Source organism: Aurantimicrobium minutum (assembly GCF_002355535.1).
Classification (GTDB): Bacteria; Actinomycetota; Actinomycetes; order Actinomycetales; family Microbacteriaceae; genus Aurantimicrobium; species Aurantimicrobium minutum.
Genome location: NZ_AP017457.1, coordinates 457,387 through 476,466, shown reverse-complemented (window position 1 = coordinate 476,466; position 19,080 = coordinate 457,387). Strand labels below are relative to the sequence as shown.

General features: G+C 52.3%; 18 protein-coding genes and 1 tRNA gene. 8 read left to right on the top strand and 11 right to left on the bottom strand.

The window, feature by feature from the left end; translation table 11 throughout:
• Positions 1 to 12: 12 nt before the first annotated feature.
• The 6 genes from AUMI_RS02375 to AUMI_RS02350 all read right to left on the bottom strand — a co-directional run bounded on the left by AUMI_RS02375 (position 13) and on the right by AUMI_RS02350 (position 3,496).
• Positions 13 to 435: a reverse transcriptase-like protein gene (locus tag AUMI_RS02375; protein ID WP_096380889.1), complete on the bottom strand. Its 423-nt coding sequence runs from the start codon at positions 433 to 435 to the stop codon at positions 13 to 15.
• Between the two features lies 1 nt (position 436).
• Positions 437 to 1,171, bottom strand: coding sequence for a zinc ribbon domain-containing protein (locus tag AUMI_RS02370; RefSeq protein WP_096380887.1), 735 nt, complete (start codon positions 1,169 to 1,171; stop codon positions 437 to 439).
• A 38-nt stretch (positions 1,172 to 1,209) separates the two neighbouring features.
• On the bottom strand, positions 1,210 to 2,028 hold the full coding sequence (locus AUMI_RS02365) for a Nif3-like dinuclear metal center hexameric protein (protein ID WP_096380884.1): 819 nt from the start codon (positions 2,026 to 2,028) through the stop codon (positions 1,210 to 1,212).
• Between the two features lie 6 nt (positions 2,029 to 2,034).
• On the bottom strand, positions 2,035 to 2,808 hold the full coding sequence (locus tag AUMI_RS02360) for a hypothetical protein (RefSeq protein WP_096380882.1): 774 nt from the start codon (positions 2,806 to 2,808) through the stop codon (positions 2,035 to 2,037).
• Between the two features lie 141 nt (positions 2,809 to 2,949).
• Positions 2,950 to 3,022: transfer RNA gene (locus AUMI_RS02355), tRNA-Val, on the bottom strand.
• 15 nt (positions 3,023 to 3,037) lie between these two features.
• Positions 3,038 to 3,496, bottom strand: coding sequence for a peroxiredoxin (locus tag AUMI_RS02350; protein ID WP_096380880.1), 459 nt, complete (start codon positions 3,494 to 3,496; stop codon positions 3,038 to 3,040).
• A gap of 190 nt (positions 3,497 to 3,686) precedes the next feature.
• Here AUMI_RS02350 and aceE point away from each other — a divergent pair, with 190 nt between their 5' ends.
• The 6 genes from aceE to AUMI_RS02320 all read left to right on the top strand — a co-directional run bounded on the left by aceE (position 3,687) and on the right by AUMI_RS02320 (position 11,330).
• Positions 3,687 to 6,413, top strand: a complete 2,727-nt coding sequence (aceE, locus tag AUMI_RS02345) for a pyruvate dehydrogenase (acetyl-transferring), homodimeric type (RefSeq protein WP_172418235.1) — start codon at positions 3,687 to 3,689, stop codon at positions 6,411 to 6,413.
• 10 nt (positions 6,414 to 6,423) lie between these two features.
• A complete protein-coding gene (locus tag AUMI_RS02340) occupies positions 6,424 to 7,626 on the top strand; it encodes a PucR family transcriptional regulator (protein ID WP_096383404.1) in 1,203 nt (400 codons plus the stop codon).
• Between the two features lie 113 nt (positions 7,627 to 7,739).
• Positions 7,740 to 8,660: an ACP S-malonyltransferase gene (locus AUMI_RS02335; RefSeq protein WP_096380875.1), complete on the top strand. Its 921-nt coding sequence runs from the start codon at positions 7,740 to 7,742 to the stop codon at positions 8,658 to 8,660.
• 26 nt (positions 8,661 to 8,686) lie between these two features.
• Positions 8,687 to 9,697 carry a beta-ketoacyl-ACP synthase III gene (locus AUMI_RS02330; RefSeq protein ID WP_096380874.1) on the top strand — a complete coding sequence of 337 codons (1,011 nt, stop codon included), beginning with the start codon at positions 8,687 to 8,689 and terminating at the stop codon, positions 9,695 to 9,697.
• Between the two features lie 59 nt (positions 9,698 to 9,756).
• Positions 9,757 to 10,002, top strand: coding sequence for an acyl carrier protein (locus AUMI_RS02325; protein ID WP_096380871.1), 246 nt, complete (start codon positions 9,757 to 9,759; stop codon positions 10,000 to 10,002).
• An 89-nt stretch (positions 10,003 to 10,091) separates the two neighbouring features.
• Complete coding sequence (locus tag AUMI_RS02320) at positions 10,092 to 11,330, top strand: beta-ketoacyl-[acyl-carrier-protein] synthase family protein (protein WP_096380869.1); 1,239 nt, start codon at positions 10,092 to 10,094, stop codon at positions 11,328 to 11,330.
• 51 nt (positions 11,331 to 11,381) lie between these two features.
• Here the strand turns inward: AUMI_RS02320 and AUMI_RS02315 are convergent, their stop codons facing one another.
• Positions 11,382 to 11,882 (bottom strand): DUF3145 domain-containing protein, encoded by a 501-nt coding sequence (locus AUMI_RS02315; protein ID WP_096380866.1) that lies wholly within the window; start codon positions 11,880 to 11,882, stop codon positions 11,382 to 11,384.
• 185 nt (positions 11,883 to 12,067) lie between these two features.
• Here AUMI_RS02315 and AUMI_RS02310 point away from each other — a divergent pair, with 185 nt between their 5' ends.
• Positions 12,068 to 12,604 carry a PadR family transcriptional regulator gene (locus tag AUMI_RS02310; RefSeq protein ID WP_096380864.1) on the top strand — a complete coding sequence of 179 codons (537 nt, stop codon included), beginning with the start codon at positions 12,068 to 12,070 and terminating at the stop codon, positions 12,602 to 12,604.
• On the opposite strand, the gene AUMI_RS02305 is transcribed toward AUMI_RS02310, so the two are convergent.
• The 4 genes from AUMI_RS02305 to AUMI_RS02290 form a co-directional block, all read right to left on the bottom strand.
• A complete protein-coding gene (locus AUMI_RS02305; protein WP_231951804.1) occupies positions 12,601 to 13,452 on the bottom strand; it encodes a DUF1684 domain-containing protein in 852 nt (283 codons plus the stop codon). The two genes, AUMI_RS02310 and AUMI_RS02305, sit on opposite strands and share 4 nt — an antisense overlap.
• A 78-nt stretch (positions 13,453 to 13,530) precedes the next feature.
• Positions 13,531 to 15,324: a hypothetical protein gene (locus tag AUMI_RS08240; protein WP_096380860.1), complete on the bottom strand. Its 1,794-nt coding sequence runs from the start codon at positions 15,322 to 15,324 to the stop codon at positions 13,531 to 13,533.
• The gene (locus AUMI_RS02295) at positions 15,317 to 15,937 is read right to left on the bottom strand and encodes a response regulator transcription factor (RefSeq protein WP_172418232.1); all 621 of its coding nucleotides are present in this window, start codon (positions 15,935 to 15,937) and stop codon (positions 15,317 to 15,319) included. The genes AUMI_RS08240 and AUMI_RS02295 overlap by 8 nt, the downstream gene beginning before the upstream one ends.
• Before the next feature lie 196 nt (positions 15,938 to 16,133).
• Positions 16,134 to 16,742: a TetR/AcrR family transcriptional regulator gene (locus AUMI_RS02290; RefSeq protein ID WP_096380855.1), complete on the bottom strand. Its 609-nt coding sequence runs from the start codon at positions 16,740 to 16,742 to the stop codon at positions 16,134 to 16,136.
• A gap of 195 nt (positions 16,743 to 16,937) precedes the next feature.
• Here AUMI_RS02290 and AUMI_RS02285 point away from each other — a divergent pair, with 195 nt between their 5' ends.
• On the top strand, positions 16,938 to 19,004 hold the full coding sequence (locus AUMI_RS02285; protein WP_172418230.1) for a glycosyl hydrolase family 18 protein: 2,067 nt from the start codon (positions 16,938 to 16,940) through the stop codon (positions 19,002 to 19,004).
• The last annotated feature ends 76 nt before the right edge of the window (positions 19,005 to 19,080 follow it).

Below are 19,080 nucleotides of genomic sequence, written 5' to 3'. Positions count from 1 at the left end.
TAGGACAGTACTTCAGGCCTGAAAAGATTCGCGCAAATCCATTGATTTGTTTGCAGCAGCATCGGCCAGAGCGTTTTGAAGACGTGGAACCCACTCGTAGGTGACAGCCTTGTTGCCAATTACTTCGCGGGCCTGTGCTGCCAAGTGAGCCATATCGGGATGTTTGATTTTCCATCGGCCCGACATTTGCTCAACGACGAGCTTGGAGTCCATTCGAACGTGGACGAGAGCACCTGGGTCAATTTCGTAGGCACGAATCAGACCGGCAAGTAATCCGTTGTATTCAGCGACATTGTTTGTCGCAACACCGACATACACCCCTACCGTGGCGAGTACTTGCTGGCTTTCGCCATCAATAACTACCGCTCCACCAGCAGCAATTCCGGGGTTACCCCGAGAGCCCCCATCTGCCTCAATAATGAGTTGACATGGCATGTTACAGACCAGACTCATTAGTTCGCACGAGAATGCAGGAGCTGTCAGGGCAAATCACAACGTCATCAGGTGCGGCAGCGCGAATAGCATCGAGATCTGTGGAAGTAAGTTCAACCCCGCTACCACCGGTGACGCGTCGGGTGAGTAACGCTGCTCCGATGCCATAACGAGCACGTTGGCGTTCATACAGCTCAATCAGATCTGCAGGAAGTGACTGCGCCAACGCTGCTCTTTCACTTGAAACCTGAGCAATCTCGCGGTCATATTCTGCTTCTTTGCTGGCAATAGCTGCGGCCAGCTCGCTTCGCTGAGCATCCAGTGCATCACGCTGGGCAATGACGGAAGCAACTTCAGCCTCGGCATCTTCAACATTTTGCATCACAACAAGCTCAGCATCTTCAAGGTTTGATTTGCGAGTTGCTAGTGAAGCGAGCTCTGCTTCGAGCGCTTGAACTTCCTTTGCTGACGCGGCACCGCTTTCACGTTGTTTGTCTTTTGCGATGCGCTCATCCACAACGCGTACGTCATCTTCGATTCGAGATAGTTCAACCTTTGCATCATCGAGCACGCCTTGGGCAGCAATGAGTTGCTGAGAAAACTCACGCAACCGAGTCTGAAGTTCCGCCAACTCTTTCTGCTCAGCAATATGTGCACGAGCATGTGTCAGTTGGGCAATGCGGTTGTCCTGCTCCTGCAGTGTGAGCAGAGCTAACTGATCTTCGGGGCTAGCTTTCACTGGAACTTCTCTCTTGAACTGTGGGCGGAGCGTTACTTCTACTGTAGGACGAGGAAATCCCAGGGGTCTGTTCTCACATCCGAGACTTCTATGTGAATATTCGGGAAGGCTTTCTTCAATTGCGCACCGGCGACATCAAGCCATAACCATTCGGCAGCCCAATGTGAAATATCTATCAGCGCAGGGCCTGACCCAAGAAGTGCTTGTTCGCGGAATTCTTGTGCTGGGTGGTGACGTAAATCTGAGGTGATGTACACGTCAGAACTGAGCACTAACTGGTTAGAAAGCAATGAATCTCCTGCTCCGCCACAGAGCGAAACGGTGGAAACCTCCTGATTGAAGTCTCCCGACACCTTCACGCCACCAGCAGTGTGAGGAAGTACAGATGCAAGATGTTGAGCTAGTGCACCTAACGTCATGGGAGAAGAAAGCTCTCCGATGCGACCAATGCCCGTTCCTTCCACACTGGAGGGAACTAATGGCTTCAGGTTACTCATGCCTATTCGCTGAGCTAAGACATCAGAGACGCCGTCAGTGACCACGTCCGCATTTGTATGAGCTGCGAGCAACGCAACACCAGATCGAATGAGCTTCGAAACCAAATGACCTTTATAGCGATCCTCAGCTACGGAGGTTACCGAGCGCATCAACAACGGGTGGTGGGTCAGCAACAGGTCGGCATTGATGTCACAAGCTTGAGTGACAGTTTCGGATACTGCGTCAACTGCGAGAAGAATCCGAGTGACGTCGTGATCGAGGGAGCCAACCACGAGACCCGGTGCATCCCACTCCTCTGCGCCAGAAAGCGGCCACAGCGCGTGGGCATAGTCAACAACTTCTCGAACAGTGGTCACGATTCGAGCCTAGTCGTCAGAATTTGCTCCAAAAACGAGTTCATCAAATGTTGGTCGTGGTGCAAATGAACTCAGTGGGTTGTTGGAGCGAACGCGTGGAACCTCAGTTTCCGCGACAACATCCACCTCAACAACTTCTTCAACTACTTCTTCCACAATAGGGACGGAGTACTCAACAGGTGGCGCCTCTTGCACCGGAGAAATGAGAACGGCAGGAGCATCGACAGGAACTGGTTGGCTCACCGCGGCTTCACCAAACATCTGTGGAATGGGTTCAGGACCGGCAGTTTCCGCAATAGTGGTGGCAACGACTACCCCGTCGACACTGATCTCGGAGAGAATACGTTCGGCAATCACCTGAGCATCTTCGACGACGTCTTCAACGAGGACATCTTCCACCACTACATGATCATCAATCACAGCTGCCGTGACAGTTTCCTCAGCAATGTAGGTGATGGGTTGAGTGTGTTCCAGGGTTGATTCGTCAACCATGGGCTGAAACTGCTCGACGACCGTTTCTTGAACGACGACAACTTCAGAGGTGTCCTCCAGGAGAGCACCAAAAAGCTCATCAATGCCGGTGTCTTCGGCCTCTTCCACCACATCAAATTCAGGACCAGGGCTCTCCACTACGGAGCTAGGGGAAACCTCTACCTGCTCGGCGGGAGGAACTGGAGTTTGCGCTGCTGGCGCAGTGCCTCTCATGAGACGCATTTGCTCTTCTAACAAGCGAGCAAGCTCCTCGTCAGAGTGTGGTTGGAATGAAGACTGTTCTTCAGACACGATCGCACCTCCTCAGACGACAGGGGGGAAATCCCCTCAAAGCACCCTACTTGAACTCGCTAGGTTTTCCTAAAACCTGGAACCAGGGTGTTGAAAGAAATAGAAAGAGCGCCACTTTTCAGTGACGCTCTTTCACACGAGTGGGCCCTACCGGGCTCGAACCGATGACATCCACGGTGTAAACGTGGCGCTCTACCAACTGAGCTAAAGGCCCGTGCAGAAAACCATATTACAGGTTTTCCACCAGCTCTTTGTACGCTGCCAGATCACGAGGAGCTCCGGGCTCAGTAACGAACTGGCCTGCGAGGTTTCCGTCTTTGTCAATCACGAAAGTTCCACGGTTTGCAAAGCCTTTGTCCTCGAGGAAGACACCGTACTTCGAAGCAACTGCGCCGTGTGGCCACATGTCAGACAGCAGAGAGAAGTCATAGTTTTCTTTTTCTGCAAAAACTCGCAGCGTAGGGCTGGAATCAACAGAGATGGCAAGCAATTCAACATTGTTGTTTTTGAATACTGAAATGTTGTCACGCAGTTCACACAGTTCGCCCGTGCAAATGCCAGTGAAAGCCAGAGGATAGAAAACCACAACGACGGGTTTCACCCCACGGAACTGTGAGAGGGAAATTTCCTCGCCAAATTGATTCTTCAGTGTGAAATCTGGTGCGGGTGCTCCTACTGTGAGGGCCATCTCAATACTCCTGTGGTTTGTGGACTGTAGATAGAACAATCCTAAATGTGTTGTGGCTTGTCTCTGCCACCAAGTTAATGTCTAGGGCTTGCTCTCGATAGAGTGTTACACAGCATTCTGTTTGTAATCCAGGCAATGCACTCCCTCCCCTACATGCATAGGCATGATCTGCCTAAAGAAAGAGGTTGTTGTGACGGTTAACGACCAAGATCCATATTCGGTCACTAACTATGACGCAGATCCCCAAGAAACTGCCGAATGGAAAGAATCTCTTGATGCAGTAGTCGAGGCTCAGGGACACGAACGTGGTCGCGAGATCATGCTCAGCCTCTTGCGTCGCTCCAAGGAACTTCACCTGGGCGTCCCCATGGTTCCGACAACCGATTACCTCAATACCATTGCCCCTGAGAATGAACCAGCGTTCCCCGGCGATGAAGAAACAGAACGTCGTTACCGCGCCTGGATTCGCTGGAACGCCGCCATGATTGTGCACCGCGCACAGCGTCCAGGAATTGGTGTGGGTGGCCACATCTCGAGCTACGCCTCCTCTTCTTCGCTCTACGAAGTGGGCTTCAACCACTTCTTCCGCGGTCAAGATCACCCCGGTGGTGGAGACCAAATCTTTGTGCAGGGGCACGCATCCCCCGGTGTGTACGCCCGTGCATTCCTTGAGGGACGCCTGAATGAAAACCAACTTGATGGTTTCCGCCAGGAAAAGTCTCACGCCGGCGGAGGACTATCCTCGTACCCACACCCTCGCCTGATGCCTGATTTCTGGCAATTCCCCACCGTGTCGATGGGTCTTGGCCCTATCAACGCGATTTACCAGGCACAGCTCAACCGTTACCTAACCAACCGAGGCATCAAGGATGCATCTGACCAGCAAGTCTGGGCATTCCTCGGTGACGGTGAAATGGATGAGGTCGAATCTCGTGGCCAGCTCCAGGTGGCTGCTAACGAGGGACTCGACAACCTCAACTTCGTAATCAACTGCAACTTGCAGCGTCTCGATGGCCCTGTGCGCGGTAACGGAAAGATCATTCAGGAACTCGAAAGCTTCTTCCGTGGTGCTGGATGGAACGTCATTAAGGTCATCTGGGGTCGTGAATGGGATTCACTCTTGGCCAATGACCATGACGGTGCCTTGCGCACACTGATGAACGTTACCCCCGATGGTGACTTCCAGACCTACAAGACTGAAGATGGCGCCTTCGTTCGCGAGAACTTCTTTGCCCGTGACCCACGCGCTCTCAAGCTCGTAGAACACATGAGCGATGATGACGTCTGGAAGCTCAAGCGCGGTGGCCACGATTACAACAAGGTCTACGCCGCATTCAAGGCTGCTTCTGAGCACAAGGGTCAGCCCACTGTCATCCTGGCTCACACCATCAAGGGTTACGGCTTGGGCAAGCACTTCGAAGGTCGTAACGCCACCCACCAAATGAAGAAGATGAAGCTTGACGATCTCAAGCTCATGCGTGACTTCCTCAAAATCCCCATCAGCGATGCGGTTTTGGAAGAAAACCCCTACATGCCTCCCTACTACAAGCCTGAGGAAAATGACTCCAGCCTGCAGTACATGCATGAACGTCGTCGTGAACTCGGTGGATATCTCCCAGAGCGTCGCACGAAGTACACACAAATCCCGCTGCCAGAGCCCAAGACCTACGAGATTGCTGCTAAGGGTTCCGGTGTTCAGGAAGTGGCTACCACGATGGGATTTGTCCGCCTTCTCAAGGACATGATCAAGGACAAAGAATTTGGTCCCCGTATCGTGCCCATCATCCCTGACGAGGCTCGTACATTCGGTATGGATGCATTCTTCCCGAATGCCAAGATCTACAACCCCAACGGCCAGCACTACATGTCCGTTGACCGTGATCTACTTCTTGCTTACAAAGAAGACCCCGCAGGAACCATCATTCACGTGGGTATCAATGAGGCTGGTGCTCTTGCCGCATTCACTGCAGTGGGTAGCTCATACTCCACCCAGGGTGAAATCCTCATTCCGATCTATGTCTTCTACTCGATGTTTGGATTCCAGCGCACAGGCGACGCTTTGTGGCTTGCTGGTGACCAGATGGTCCGAGGCTTCGTTATCGGCGCAACTGCAGGTCGCACCACACTGACCGGTGAGGGACTCCAGCACGCTGACGGACACTCGCCAATTCTTGCTGCGACAAACCCCGCAGTGGTGACCTACGACCCTGCCTATACCTATGAGATCGGACACATCATGCGTGATGGTCTGCAGCGTATGTATGGCGGAACGCACCCAGACCCCAACGTGATGTACTACCTCACGGTGTACAACGAGCCCATCGTTCAGCCAGTTGAGCCAGAAGGTCTTGACGTTGAAGGTGTTCTGCGCGGCATCTATCGTTTGCAAGAAAACGACATGCCCGGAACCAAGGCTCAAATCTTGGCTTCTGGTGTGGCTGTTCCCTGGGCTCTTGAAGCGCAAAAGCTGCTTGCTGAAGACTGGAACATCTCTGCTGATGTGTGGTCCGTCACCTCGTGGAGTGAGCTTCGCCGAGACGGTGTTGCCGCAGACCACTTCAACATGATGAATCCAGAGTCGCCAGCACAGGTGCCCTACGTTACCCAGAAGCTCTCTGGTGCCGAAGGTCCATTCGTTGCTGTCACTGATTACAACCACATGGTTCCGGACATGATTCGCCCCTACGTTCCAGGTGAGTATGCAACCTTGGGTGCTGATGGGTTCGGATTCAGTGACACTCGTGCTGCTGCGCGTCGTTTCTTCACCATTGATGGCCCTTCCATTGTGGTTCGCACTCTCGAGCAGCTCGCCAAGCAGGGCAAGGTTGATCACGGTGTGATTCGCCAGGCCATTGAGAAGTACCGTCTCTATGACGTCACAGCAGGTACAACCGGATCTGCTGGCGGCGAAAGCTAACAACACAGCCATGGCTGCACAACGGAGCAAAGCAGAAACACTTGCTTGGCTCAGGACAATATCTGGAGAGCTTTCCACCTTGACGGTGAAAAGGCTTGAGGACACCCTTCCGTGGTACCGGGACATGCCACCTGGACGTCGATCTGCTGTTGGCCTTGTCGCACAAAACGGTATTACTTCCTTCATTACCTGGTTTGATGACCCCTCAACCACGCCGTGGATTGCATCAGATGTGTTTGGTGGAGCTCCACGTGAGTTGTTGCGTTCAGTAACCCTGCAACAAACTCTCCAACTCATTCGTTGCACCGTGGAAGTCGTGGAAGAACGCATCAAAGGACACGGCGAGGAGTTGCGCGAAGCAATCTTGTTGTATTCGCGTGAGATCGCTTTCGCAGCTGCTGATGTGTATGCCCGCGCAGCAGAAGCACGTGGTCTCTGGGATGCTCGCCTGGAGGCTCTCGTGGTCGACAGTATTCTCTCGGGAGAATATGATGACGAATTGCCCAGCAGAATTGCAGCCCTGGGCTGGCAAGGTCGCGGTGAAGTGTGTGTTGTTGTGGGCCGCTCCCCTCGCATTCTGGACGTGGACCGACTGCGTCGAACTGCCCGCCACCTTCATGCAGACATTCTCATTGGAGTGCAGGGAAACCGTCTGGTTGTTGTCATTGGTCGTGCTGAGCCATTAGAGGATGACAAAGAACATTCCACGATGAGCTTTATGGAAATTACAAAACACCTCGAAGAGGATTTTGGTGAAGGCCACTTAGTGGTGGGGCCTGAAGTTCCCTCACTGGTTGATGCAGTCACCTCCGCACGTGCGGCACTTGCCGGATATTCCGTCGCGAGCTCATGGCGCGGAGCAACCAGACCAATCGCTGCAGATGATTTACTTCCAGAACGCGCACTTGCCGGTGATCCTCTGGCCCGCGCAACCCTCATCGAGCGAATTTACCTGCCTCTGAGTGATCAGTCTGCGGAACTACTCACCACGTTGCAGAGCTACTTAGACAATGGCCGCAGCCTCGAAGCAACTGCACGTGACCTATTCGTTCACCCCAACACGGTCCGTTACCGCCTCAAGCGCGTAACTGAAGTGATTGGTTGGGATGCTACTGGTCCTCGAGAGGCAATGATTTTGCAGTGTGCACTAATTTTGGGTTCCATTAAAGGACCAGTACCTAAGCAGCGCAAAGCACAAAGAAATCTCCCCTGAACTAGTTTCGGTCGTGTCAAATCTCTCAAAATGTAGAGACTCGACAACGATTCTCGCGATAGTGTGTCGATGAGTGCACAGAAATTAGCACCAATGATTGGAAGACTTTACAGGTGATAGTTGTTGTCTGCCCTGGTCAGGGCTCTCAGACTCCCGGATTCCTAGAACCCTGGATTGCTGATCCTCAAGCCAAAGCTCTTCTTGAAACCCTCTCTGATGCGGCAGATGTCGATCTAGTCAAACATGGCACCGTCAGTGACGCCGATACCATTCGTGACACGTCTATCGCACAGCCACTCATTGTTGCCGCAGGAATCTTGACTCTCGACGCACTTTCTGAAAGCGACCACCTCGCAAAAAGTTCGGGTATTGCTGGTCACTCTGTAGGCGAATTCACTGCAGCGGCTGGTGCTGGAGTGCTGGATGCAACCGATGCTGTTCGCTTGGTGGGTATTCGCGGACGCGCCATGGCTGATGCTGCCGCGCTCATTCCTACTGGCATGAGCGCCGTTATCGGTGGTGACGAATCTGAGATTCTGGCAAAGCTTGACCAACTGGGACTTTTCCCTGCCAATTACAACGGTGGCGGACAGCTGGTCGTTGCTGGTGAACTCGCTGCACTAGCAACACTCGCAGAAGAACCCCCCGCAGGAACACGAGTCATTCCTCTTCAGGTCGCCGGCGCCTTCCACACCAGCTACATGCTCGATGCCGTTGAGACTCTGCGCGAAGCTGCTGCAGAGGTCAACACCAATGACCCAATGAAAACGCTGTGGACCAACAAGGATGGTTCTGTCGTGGCCAAAGGTGATACTTTCCGCGAGCTTCTAGTCGGGCAAGTATCTTCCCCCGTCCGTTGGGACAAGTGCATGGATAGTTTCGCCGCAGCTGGCGTGAGCGGAATTATCGAAATTGCACCTGCAGGGGCATTGGTTGGTCTAGCCAAGCGTGCACTCAAAGGCGTTCCTACCGTGGCCATTAAGACTCCCGAAGATCTTGTGGCAGCCCGCGAACTGATTGACTCTGTCGCCTAAGCGGCCAGAGAAAGAAAGTACCCATCATGACTCACGTGAATCTCAAACAGTCCGAAGGGGCCAAGTACTCTCGCATTTATGCCATGGGAGCAGCGCGTGGCGACCTCACAGTAACGAATGACGACATTGCTGGCCCCATCGACTCCAGTGATGAATGGATTCGCCAGCGCACAGGTGTGATCACCCGCAAACGTGCCTCTGCAGGAATCACTGCAGCAGACTTAGCTACCCAAGCCGCAAATGAGGCTATTTCCAAGGCAGGAATTAAGCCAGAAGAAATTGATGTGGTACTCATCTCCACCATCAGCAACTCAGTTCAAACCCCCTCCATGGCTGCACTCGTGGCTGACCGGATTGGGGCAAACCCGGCTGCAGCCTACGACATTTCAGCAGCATGCGCGGGATACACCTACGGTATTGCCCAGGCAGACTCTTTTGTCCGCTCAGGTTTAGCAAAGTATGTGCTCGTCATCGGTGCTGAGAAGCTCAGCGAAATCATTGAGCCCACAGACCGCACCATCAGCTTCTTGCTCGGAGACGGAGCAGGTGCTGCTGTGATTGGACCTAGCGACTTCCCTGGTATTTCGAAGAGCGTCTGGGGGTCCGACGGCTCCAAGTGGGATGCCGTGGGCATGGACCACACCCTGATTGAATACCGCGACGGACACGGTGATGTCGCATGGCCAACACTGCGCCAAGAAGGACAAACGGTGTTCCGCTGGGCAGTGTGGGAAATGGCAAAGGTCGCACAAAAAGCTCTCGAGGAAGCTGGAATCACGAGCGATCAGCTTTCGGCGTTTATCCCCCACCAGGCAAACATGCGCATCATCGACGAATTCGCTAAGCAGCTGAAATTACCGGAATCAGTTGTGATTGCTCGGGACATTGAAACAACAGGAAACACTTCTGCAGCATCAATCCCGCTTGCAACGCATCGCCTGCTTGAAGAACACCCTGAACTCAGCGGTGGCCTTGCCCTTGAAATCGGCTTCGGTGCCGGTCTCGTATATGGCGCACAGGTCGTCGTTCTGCCGTAAAAGCCTCAATTGGCCGGTAAACTAAACCAGTCAAACGAACCCCCAACAAGGAGATAACAATGGCACTGTCCACCGAAGAAGTACTTGCAGGTCTGGCTGAGCTCGTTAACGACGAAACCGGCATTGCAACCGAAACGGTACAGCTGGACAAGTCTTTCACCGACGACCTCGACATTGACTCGATCTCGATGATGACCATCGTCGTGAACGCAGAAGAGAAGTTCGACGTGAAGATCCCCGACGAGGAAGTAAAGAACCTCAAGACCGTCGGTGACGCAGTTAACTTCATCGTTTCTGCATCCTAAGGAATTCGTAAGCGAGGGTCGGCAACGAAAGTTCCGGCCCTCCTTACAATCCTCCAGCTTTCCCCACTTCCCACAGAAAGACTGAAGATATGAGCAAGAAGATTGTCGTCACCGGTATCGGTACCACGTCTCCTTTGGCCGGCAATGCCCCAGAGACCTGGGCAGCTCTTCTTGCTGGTAAGTCTGGCGCTCGCTCACTCGAACAAGAGTGGGTTGAGAAGTGGGATATCCCCATCACTTTTGCGGCACAAGCTGCCGTGCCTGCTGAGGAAATTCTTGAACGCGTTGAAACTAAGCGTTTAGACCCTTCCTCACAGTTCGCCCTCATCGCTGGGCGTGAAGCTTGGTTAGACTCCGGAAACCCAGAGGTTGACCCTGGCCGGCTAGCTGTCGACTGGTCCACAGGTATCGGCGGCGTGTGGACTCTCCTCGACGCATGGGACACCCTGCGCGAAAAGGGACCACGTCGCGTTCTGCCCATGACTGTTCCGATGCTGATGCCTAATGGACCTGGAGCAGCTATCGGTATGGACCTGCACGCTCGTGCAGGTGTGCGCACCGTCGTTTCTGCTTGCGCCTCCAGCACCGAAGCCATCGCCAACGCCTATGAACACCTTCAGGCTGGTCTAGCTGATGTCATCATCGCCGGTGGTTCTGAGGCTGCCATCCACCCACTCCCTATTGCCTCGTTCGCTGCTATGCAGGCACTGTCCAAGCGCAATGATGATCCTGCTGGCGCTTCTCGCCCCTACGACGTCAACCGTGACGGTTTCGTGCTCGGAGAAGGTGCAGCTGCATTGGTTCTTGAAACAGAAGAACACGCACTTGCTCGGGGAGCAAAGATTTACGCCGAGGTTGCTGGAGGAGCTGTAACCTCCGACGCGTATCACATCACCGCACCAGACCCCGAGGGTTCCGCGGCTGCTCGCGCCATGATTCAAGCCATCGAACAAGCAGGCGCCAGTATCGAAGATGTTGTTCACATCAACGCCCACGCCACATCAACACCTGTTGGTGACATCGCTGAATACAATGCTTTGCGTCGTGTATTCGGTGACCACCTGGACAATATTGCTGTGTCTGCTACGAAGTCGTCTACAGGTCACCTTCTCGGTGGTGCTGGAGCTATTGAGGCAATGTTTACTGTCTTAGCTCTTCACAACAGAACCGCTCCCCCCACCATTAACTTGGAAAACCAGGATCCTGAAATCAAGCTCGATGTCGTCACGAGTCCTCGTGAACTTCCTTCCGGCGACATCGTTGCTATTAGTAACTCCTTTGGTTTTGGAGGCCACAACGCGGTTGTTGCGTTCCGCAGCTACAACTAATACTTTCACCAAGAATGCCCCTGCAAATGCAGGGGCATTCTTCGTTTGACGCTAACCAACTTGATGGAGCCAGCGCACCGGAGCCATATCTGAGGCATATCGGAAGGTGTCTAATTCTGCATCCCATGCTTCACCCAGGGACCTTGAAATACCAGTTCTCAAGAGATCGGCATCGTTTCCGGCGAAATCCAACACAGCTCGAAGCCTGTTTTCGGTAATTACCATGTTCCCTGCAGCATCAACGGGTGAATGAAAGATTCCCAAGCTTGGAGTGTGGCACCAACGACCGCCATCAATTCCTGGAGCGGCATCTTCTGTGACCTCAAAACGCAGCTGTTCCCACCCCAAGAGTTCGGACGCGATTTTGCTTGCTGATCCCACAGGACCTTGCCACGCGTATTCGGCACGCTGTGAACCAGGGAGTATGGGTTGAGGACTCCACGACAATGTGATTCCTTTACCCAAGACACGACTAATAGCCCACTCTACATGTGGGCTCAACGCGCGAGGCGAGGAGTGGACATAAACCACTCCTGTCGACACTGCAGTCATCTCATCATCCTTTTCTACTGTGGTGCGTCTTCCCCTACGACCACACAGATGAGAGTTATTGATTGCGTATCTCACGCTTGTTCTGTTGTGACACTAGTGTGGCACAGCTGACTTAGGCATAACAACAGGGGTTTACCCCCTCACAGTGAGTTTTCAGCTTCTGTTCTACTCAGTAGAGTGTTTTTATGGCTGTTCGCGAAGCAATCCTCGGGATTCTTACCTTGGGGCCGGCATATGGTCTTCAGCTCCACGCCGAGCTGGGAGCTCGCGCCCCACACCGAGCCAAGACCAATGTGGGACAGGTGTACGGCACTTTAGATCGCCTCACCACGGCTGGTCTCGTGACGCACCAAGGACTCACCGAGGACGGCCTTCCCCTCTACGCCTTGACAGATTCTGGTCGCGATGAGGCAAACAACTGGCTCAGTGGATCTACTGTGACATCCCTGCCTGAGTGGGTAGATGTTCAAGACATGGTGCTCATTAGCTCCAGCGTGAATAAAATTCACGCCACCGCCTTAATTCACAGCCTGAAGAGCCACCTCAGAAACGATGTAGTGGAGACAGGCATCACGCCTGCACGTCGCCTCCACGCCCAGGCCACAGTTCGTTACCACGAAGCAGTATCCAACTGGCTTGCAGACGTGGGCGTCTCAGACCTGCAAGAACAACCCCACTACAGCCTCGGTCGCCCAAAGCGTGGACGCCCAGCAAAGAGTTAGTGCAGCAGCTCGCCAGCTTTATTGAGCACGTTCTTCTCTCCGGCCTCAACTGCAAAGGGGAAACGGTTCTCCTCCGGTGGCATAGGACAGTTGAAGTTGTAGCTAAATGCACACGGAGGAAGGTAGGCGCGGTTGAAGTCCAAGGTGATCGTGCCATCAGGGTTTGGGGCAACCATGAGGAAACGGCCCACACTGTAGGTTACGGGTCCCGAGGTGGCATCCGAGAACACAATCATGAGCGCCCGGCCTTCTTTGAAGGCTGAGGGCGCATATTCAACACCGTCAATGGTGAAACGGATATCTCCGGGGATGACCTTGTCTCGTCCAGCACCTTGATCTTTGAGATGAGACACCTCTACTGCACGACCGCCCTCAATGGGGGTGAAAGTTCCGGTGATGACCCAGTCAGGGTTGTATTCAAATGCATCAATAGAGCCAAAGTTCTGAAGATCCTCGGAGTTGCTGTCCCACACTCTCAACGCATATTTGCCATCTTCGCCTTTGATGACAGTTCCGGTTTTAGTCTCATCAAAAACGATGGTGGAAGCAGTTTCAGAATCTTTCCCTGTAACAACTACAGTTCCGTCAACGAGCGCCCCGTCAACCAAGATGTTGTCTGCCGCAGTTGCGGTCAGCTGAATACCTTTTTCCCCCTCGGGAAGTGCGGACCAAAGACCGTTCACGCCCCAAACGCTCTCGCTCTCCCCCGGCGCACCATAGAACCACTGAGTATTCACCAAAGCGAGTGAGCCCTGGGGCAATAACGCCATCTCATGGCGTCGGCTACGGAAGAAGGCATAGGCTTCTTCAGGAGTTTGCGGGGTTACGGCGGCGATATCTGCAGTCACAAACCCCAGATTAGTTTGTTGCAGCTTTGCAGAGCTGTCACCACACCAAGATTGAGACCTCTGAGACAAAAAGCTGTTCTACTTGCCTTCAAGGGGGAGCTGAAGAATAAGTTGAACACCACCTTGAACGGTCTCTAGTGAGTATTCCAAAGCAACGCTGTTAATGAAGGCAGATCCTAAGCCTGAAGAGTTTTCTTTACTCAGAGGTGTTCCGTTATTTGCCAAGACCACGTGCAAAATCCCCGTATCGGGCATAGTCAACTGTGCTGTGGTTTTTGTCGCAGCGCCATGTTTGAGGGAATTGTTTTGAAATTCACTCAAGACATCTTCCAAAACACCTAAACCAACAAAATCATTCTCTATCGCACGCAACGTCTCTGGTGAAACGGCCACGTCCATCGTGATCAGACCTGCCCAGTTGTTGTTAATTCGTTCGATTACAGCATCGAGAGTTGTGTTGCGCGAGTGATATTCACCAAAATTGATGCTCCGGGAAATCAATTCTCTAATTTCTGGCAATGAATTGTTCGCTGTCTTTTCGCCTCGATCCAGTGCCGCCTTGAGTTTGAGCGCTGCTGCGAGCAAAGTTGCTTGAACATCGTTGTGCAGCGTCAAGGCGAGGCTTTTTTGATCAAGCCACAGCTCGGATTGAATGCGAGCATTTTGCCAGGTTAGTTCTTGGTTGATTTGCTTGATTTCATCGAGCATTTCAAGTCGCGCAGTCCTCATGCCAGCTGAAGATGCCATGAGCCACCCCAAGACAGCGCCCAGAACTAATCCATAAAAAATCGTTTCGAGGGTGAATCCAGTCTGATTAGTAGTGTGTTTCAGAACTACTTCCGCAAAAAACAATGCTGGAGCTGCATAAACAGCAGTGATAACAACGCAGCGAATGATCAAATTCATTGTGGCCAAGTGTGGCGAGAGATACCTTCTGGCCAACTCAACAGTGCCATAAATCAATCCCACGGACATAAGCCATAAGCCGGTATAACCCAGATCAAAATTCACCAGCAACGAGGGGAATGAAAGTATTGCCGCCATTGCAAAGTAAAGCCCCGGCCTAAAGGGCGCAACGAGAGAACTTCGTCGAATTACGGTCATGAGAGAAATCCGAGGCGGTTTTGAAGTTGACGTGACCGGTGAAAGTTTCAACGGATTTTCGAATAACAGATGACTGAGTGGTCTGACGGTTTCTTCTGCTACAGAGTAAAGATTCTGAATAATCTTCGGATATTCAGGAGAAGTTTTTTCAGTCTCCGTCAAGATACTTCGCAATGCCTTTTCGAGTTGTTCGCGAGTAGTGTCGACAATTTGGTCCCGAGCACGAATGAGGTTTTCTGTCGAGCTCTCAACAATCGATTGAAGTTGGACCCGTTGGGTATACAAATTTTTATAGGCATTTCGATACGAAGAAGAATCGTTGACGACCGTCGAGACCAACGCGAAAATGACAAGTCCCGATGTCAGCGCTGCCACTATTCTGAATTCCCATTGTGGGTTCGTGTTTAGCCCAAGCCCTTCAGCAAAAACTTGGATGAGAACTGCTCGTAACAGCTCTGTTGTGGCGTATAAAAAACCAATACACCAGGTGCGAAGGCTGCCCAATTGCCCCGCCACGCGATTGATAACCCAGCCCAAAACCGTAAAGTACACGCCAGCACACATCAGTGCAACAAAAGAAACGCGCCAAATAATGATTCGAGTATCTGAGCTTTCAACAATCCCAGTGCTGCCGATATTGAGAGAGAGGAGAACTAGTAAAGGCCAGACGATTTTGGGTGAGGTTGCTTCTCTTCCGCCGAATCTAAAACTTCTGTTTTTGAGTTCAGACTGCTGAAAATAATCGTCAGTTACCGCAGTTTTAGTCACTAAATGCTCGTGAGAGTGTAGAAGGCCGAGTTGTATCTTGTAAGAAGTCCAAAACTGCTGCTACACGAGCATTCTTTCCCTCAGGAATACCGAGAGCGTCATAAATGGCAATGAGGTGGTTGCCTACAGAGTTGACTGCAATTCCTAAATTGGTGGCAATGGTTTGATTACTGTCTCCGCGAGCTACCGCACGAAGCACTTCAAATTGTCGGTTCGTCAACGAAGAAACGCCGGTTCCTGGACGAGCTTGAGAACGGTTGACAAGTGCCGGATCAATCACAGTTTCACCACGTGAAGTTGCACGAATGGCGGAAGCTAAAGAATCAATAGATTTTGTCGCACTCTTGGTGAGGTAGCTCCACCCTTGTCTTTCCTCTTTCGGGAGACCAAGAATGAGCTCAAGCATGTCTCTATCAGAGAGCAAAACCACGCCGAGATGAGGATTTTGGCGACGCATGGTAATTCCGAGGCCGACACCGTTTCCGTCTGGAAGCTCAATGTCGAGAATGACTACGTCAAGATTTTCAGGCTGAAACCATTTTTTTGCTTCAGCTACATTGTCAGCAGTCGCGACAATCTCAAGATCGTCAACCTGCTCTAATGCAGAACTCATGAGCTGCAGGAAGAGACTATGGTCTTCCACAATTCCTATACGCAAAGGCTTCATTGAATTCACGCTCTAAGTATCCACTATCGGTTGAGGGGCTTTTCCCTAGTTTTGGATATTCTGACCAAACAAAAAAGAAAATATTTCATTCTCTCTCTAACAATGTTAGCCCCTATTTTTCGCGGAAATATAAACTAATTGTTTACTTTCTGGGGCCACACAAAGCAGTAATTGTCACCTCGGTAGCGAGGTCGTTCCAGGCTTGACCAGAGCATTGCACGGGATCAATCTCATAAACAAGACGGCCATTAACCATTCCGGTGTACCACACGGCAAAAGCCATTGTGTCTAGTTCCGGCAAGACCCACCCGCGTTCCTGCGCAAAGTTCAATGTTGCGCATAACAATTCATGCGACTGCCGCTGCGCTGCAGCGACGGCACTCTTGAGCCTGGGTCGCGACATTGCACTTCCTAGAACATCTGCCCGGACTGCCCGAATTGAATAGCGATCATCGGAGAAAATTGATGCAGTCACATCATGTATGACAGCAATGAATTCTTCGGTGTTGGAACAATTCCGCACTTTTTCGTCGAAGACTTGAGTTAACTCCAATAAACCTCGGGTGTATCGGAATGCCTGCGCGGCCTCCACGAGTCCGTCGCGGCTGCCAAAAAAATGATAGACCGAAGGTTCTTTCACCCCTGCCCGTGCTGCAATGTCGCGAATTCTCAGTTCCTTGATGCCTGAGTTATCGATAACTTCTACCGCCGCGGCAAGCAATCTGTCCTTGGTTGAGGCGAGTTCAGGCATCTCTCAATGCTACAAGTCACAAACAACTCACATCTTCGGGCAAATATTGAAAAACTTATCCACAGATTTAGACTTTTGGTCTATTTTTGCAGAGCTCTCCCAGATTCAGTCACTTTGCTGAAAGAACAGAGCTCAACAGGACGCCATAAGCAACCCGTTGAGGATATTACGCAAACGAATAGAAGAGATACTCACATGAAGAACAAACGAGCGACAACCGCTGCGATAGCAGCACTAGCCACATCCACAGCAGCGTTTACTGGTTTTGCCATGCCAGCACAAGCAGCTGCTACAGACGTGAATGTGGATTGGAAGATTACTCAGGACTGGGGCTCTGGCTACCAGGGCACTGTCACCGTGAAGAACACCTCGACAAAAAGCATCAATCCCTGGTCAGTGACCATCCCTTATGCCAACAGCATCAATTCCACGTGGGATGCCACTGCGACCAGCACAACAGGCGGATACCGCTTCTCGGGTCCGAGTTGGAATTTAGCTCTTGCACCCGGAGCTTCGGTAACCTTCGGCTTCATCGGCTCCTCAAAAGGCGGCGCGCTCACTCCCACAACCTGTGTAGTCTCTGGCGCAACATGCGCGGTAAACGATGGCTCCTCGACGGTTACTCCAGATCCAACACCCACCACCCCAACCGTTGACCCCACTGTGACGCCGGAACCCACCCCCACCACCCCGGCATCTTCTGCGAGCGCGCTTAAGGTCTCCCTCAAGGTCACCAGCGACTGGGGTACTGGCCGCAATGTAGACATGGTCGTCACGAACACGGGGACTACCACGCTCAACAAGTGGTCGGTCTCTGTTCCATGGAAGGGTACGAGCGTCTCAATGTGGAACGCAAGCTCTTTCCTTGCTGGTGGTGTTCTTACGGCCACTAACCTCTCTTGGAACGGCACCCTTGCACCGGGAGCCTCTGCCACTCTGGGATTTACTGATAATGGCAACTTTGTCATGCCCACGAGCTGTGCCACTGCGGTGGGAACCTGTGAACTCAATGGTTCGGGTGTGACGCCACAACCCACTCCTACGGAGACCACCACACCTACACCCACCCCGACGGTGGATCCCGCCCCCACCGTTGATCCCACTGCTCCCCCAGTAAACCCATACGTTCCTAGCCCTGATGCATACACCGGGGATAAGAAAATTGTGGCTTACTACCCCTCGTGGGCAACGTATGCCCGCAACTATCAAGTCGCAGACATTCCTGCTGAAAAGATCACCCACATCAACTTTGCCTTTGCCAATATTGCCGACGGTAAATGTGTGGTCGGAGACTCCTATGCAGATACTGACAAGGCATTTGCTGGTGATAGTTGGGACCAGGGCGCCAAGCGTGGAAACTTCAACCAACTCACCAAACTCAAGGAAGCTAACCCCAACTTGGAAACCATGATTTCTATTGGCGGCTGGACCTGGAGCAAGAACTTCTCAGCTGCCGCTGCCACAGAAGCGTCACGTCAGGCCTTTGTTTCTTCCTGTGTGGACTTCATGAATACCTACGGCTTTGATGGCATAGATATTGACTGGGAATATCCCGTCTCTGGTGGTCTCTACGCTGGAACGCCAGCAGATAAGGCCAACTACACTGCCTTACTAGCTGAATTCCAGAAGGAACTAGCAGCTCAGAGTGCACGTGATGGTGAACACCACCCACTCACGATTGCAGCGCCTGCTGGCCCCACCACCATTCCCAACCTGGAAGCCAAGAACATTGGTGGAATCGTCGACTGGATGAACCTGATGTCTTATGACTACCACGGTGGCTGGGATCCCATTACTGGGCACAACGCACCGATGAAGGTAGGCAGTAAAGACACTGCAACAGGATTTAGTGTGTCCGACGCGGTTGACGCCTATCTCAATGCTGGATTCCCCGCACAAAAACTCGTGCTTGGTTTGCCACTGTATGGCCGCGGCTGGGAAAACGTCGGCTCAACACAGAACGGGCTCTACCAACCTGCGACTAATGCCTCAGTTGGCACGTGGGAAAAGGGCGTCTTTGATTACACCGATATCAAAAACAACTACCTCCCCACCATGACCCGCTACTGGGATGCAGAGGCTCAGGTTCCTTACCTCTACGACCCTGTACGAAAGTTATGGATCAGCTATGACGACCCCCAGTCCATCAAGATCAAAGTGGACTACATCAAAGCCAAAGGTCTTGGCGGCGCGATGGTGTGGGAACTCAGTGGTGACAGAGATGAAGAACTCATCGATGCCCTAGGAACAAACCTTAAATAATTACCACCTATCGGTCACTGTGGGAGAAGTATTCAGACTTCTCCCACAGTGCTTTAGGTAGAGTAATTATTAGGCT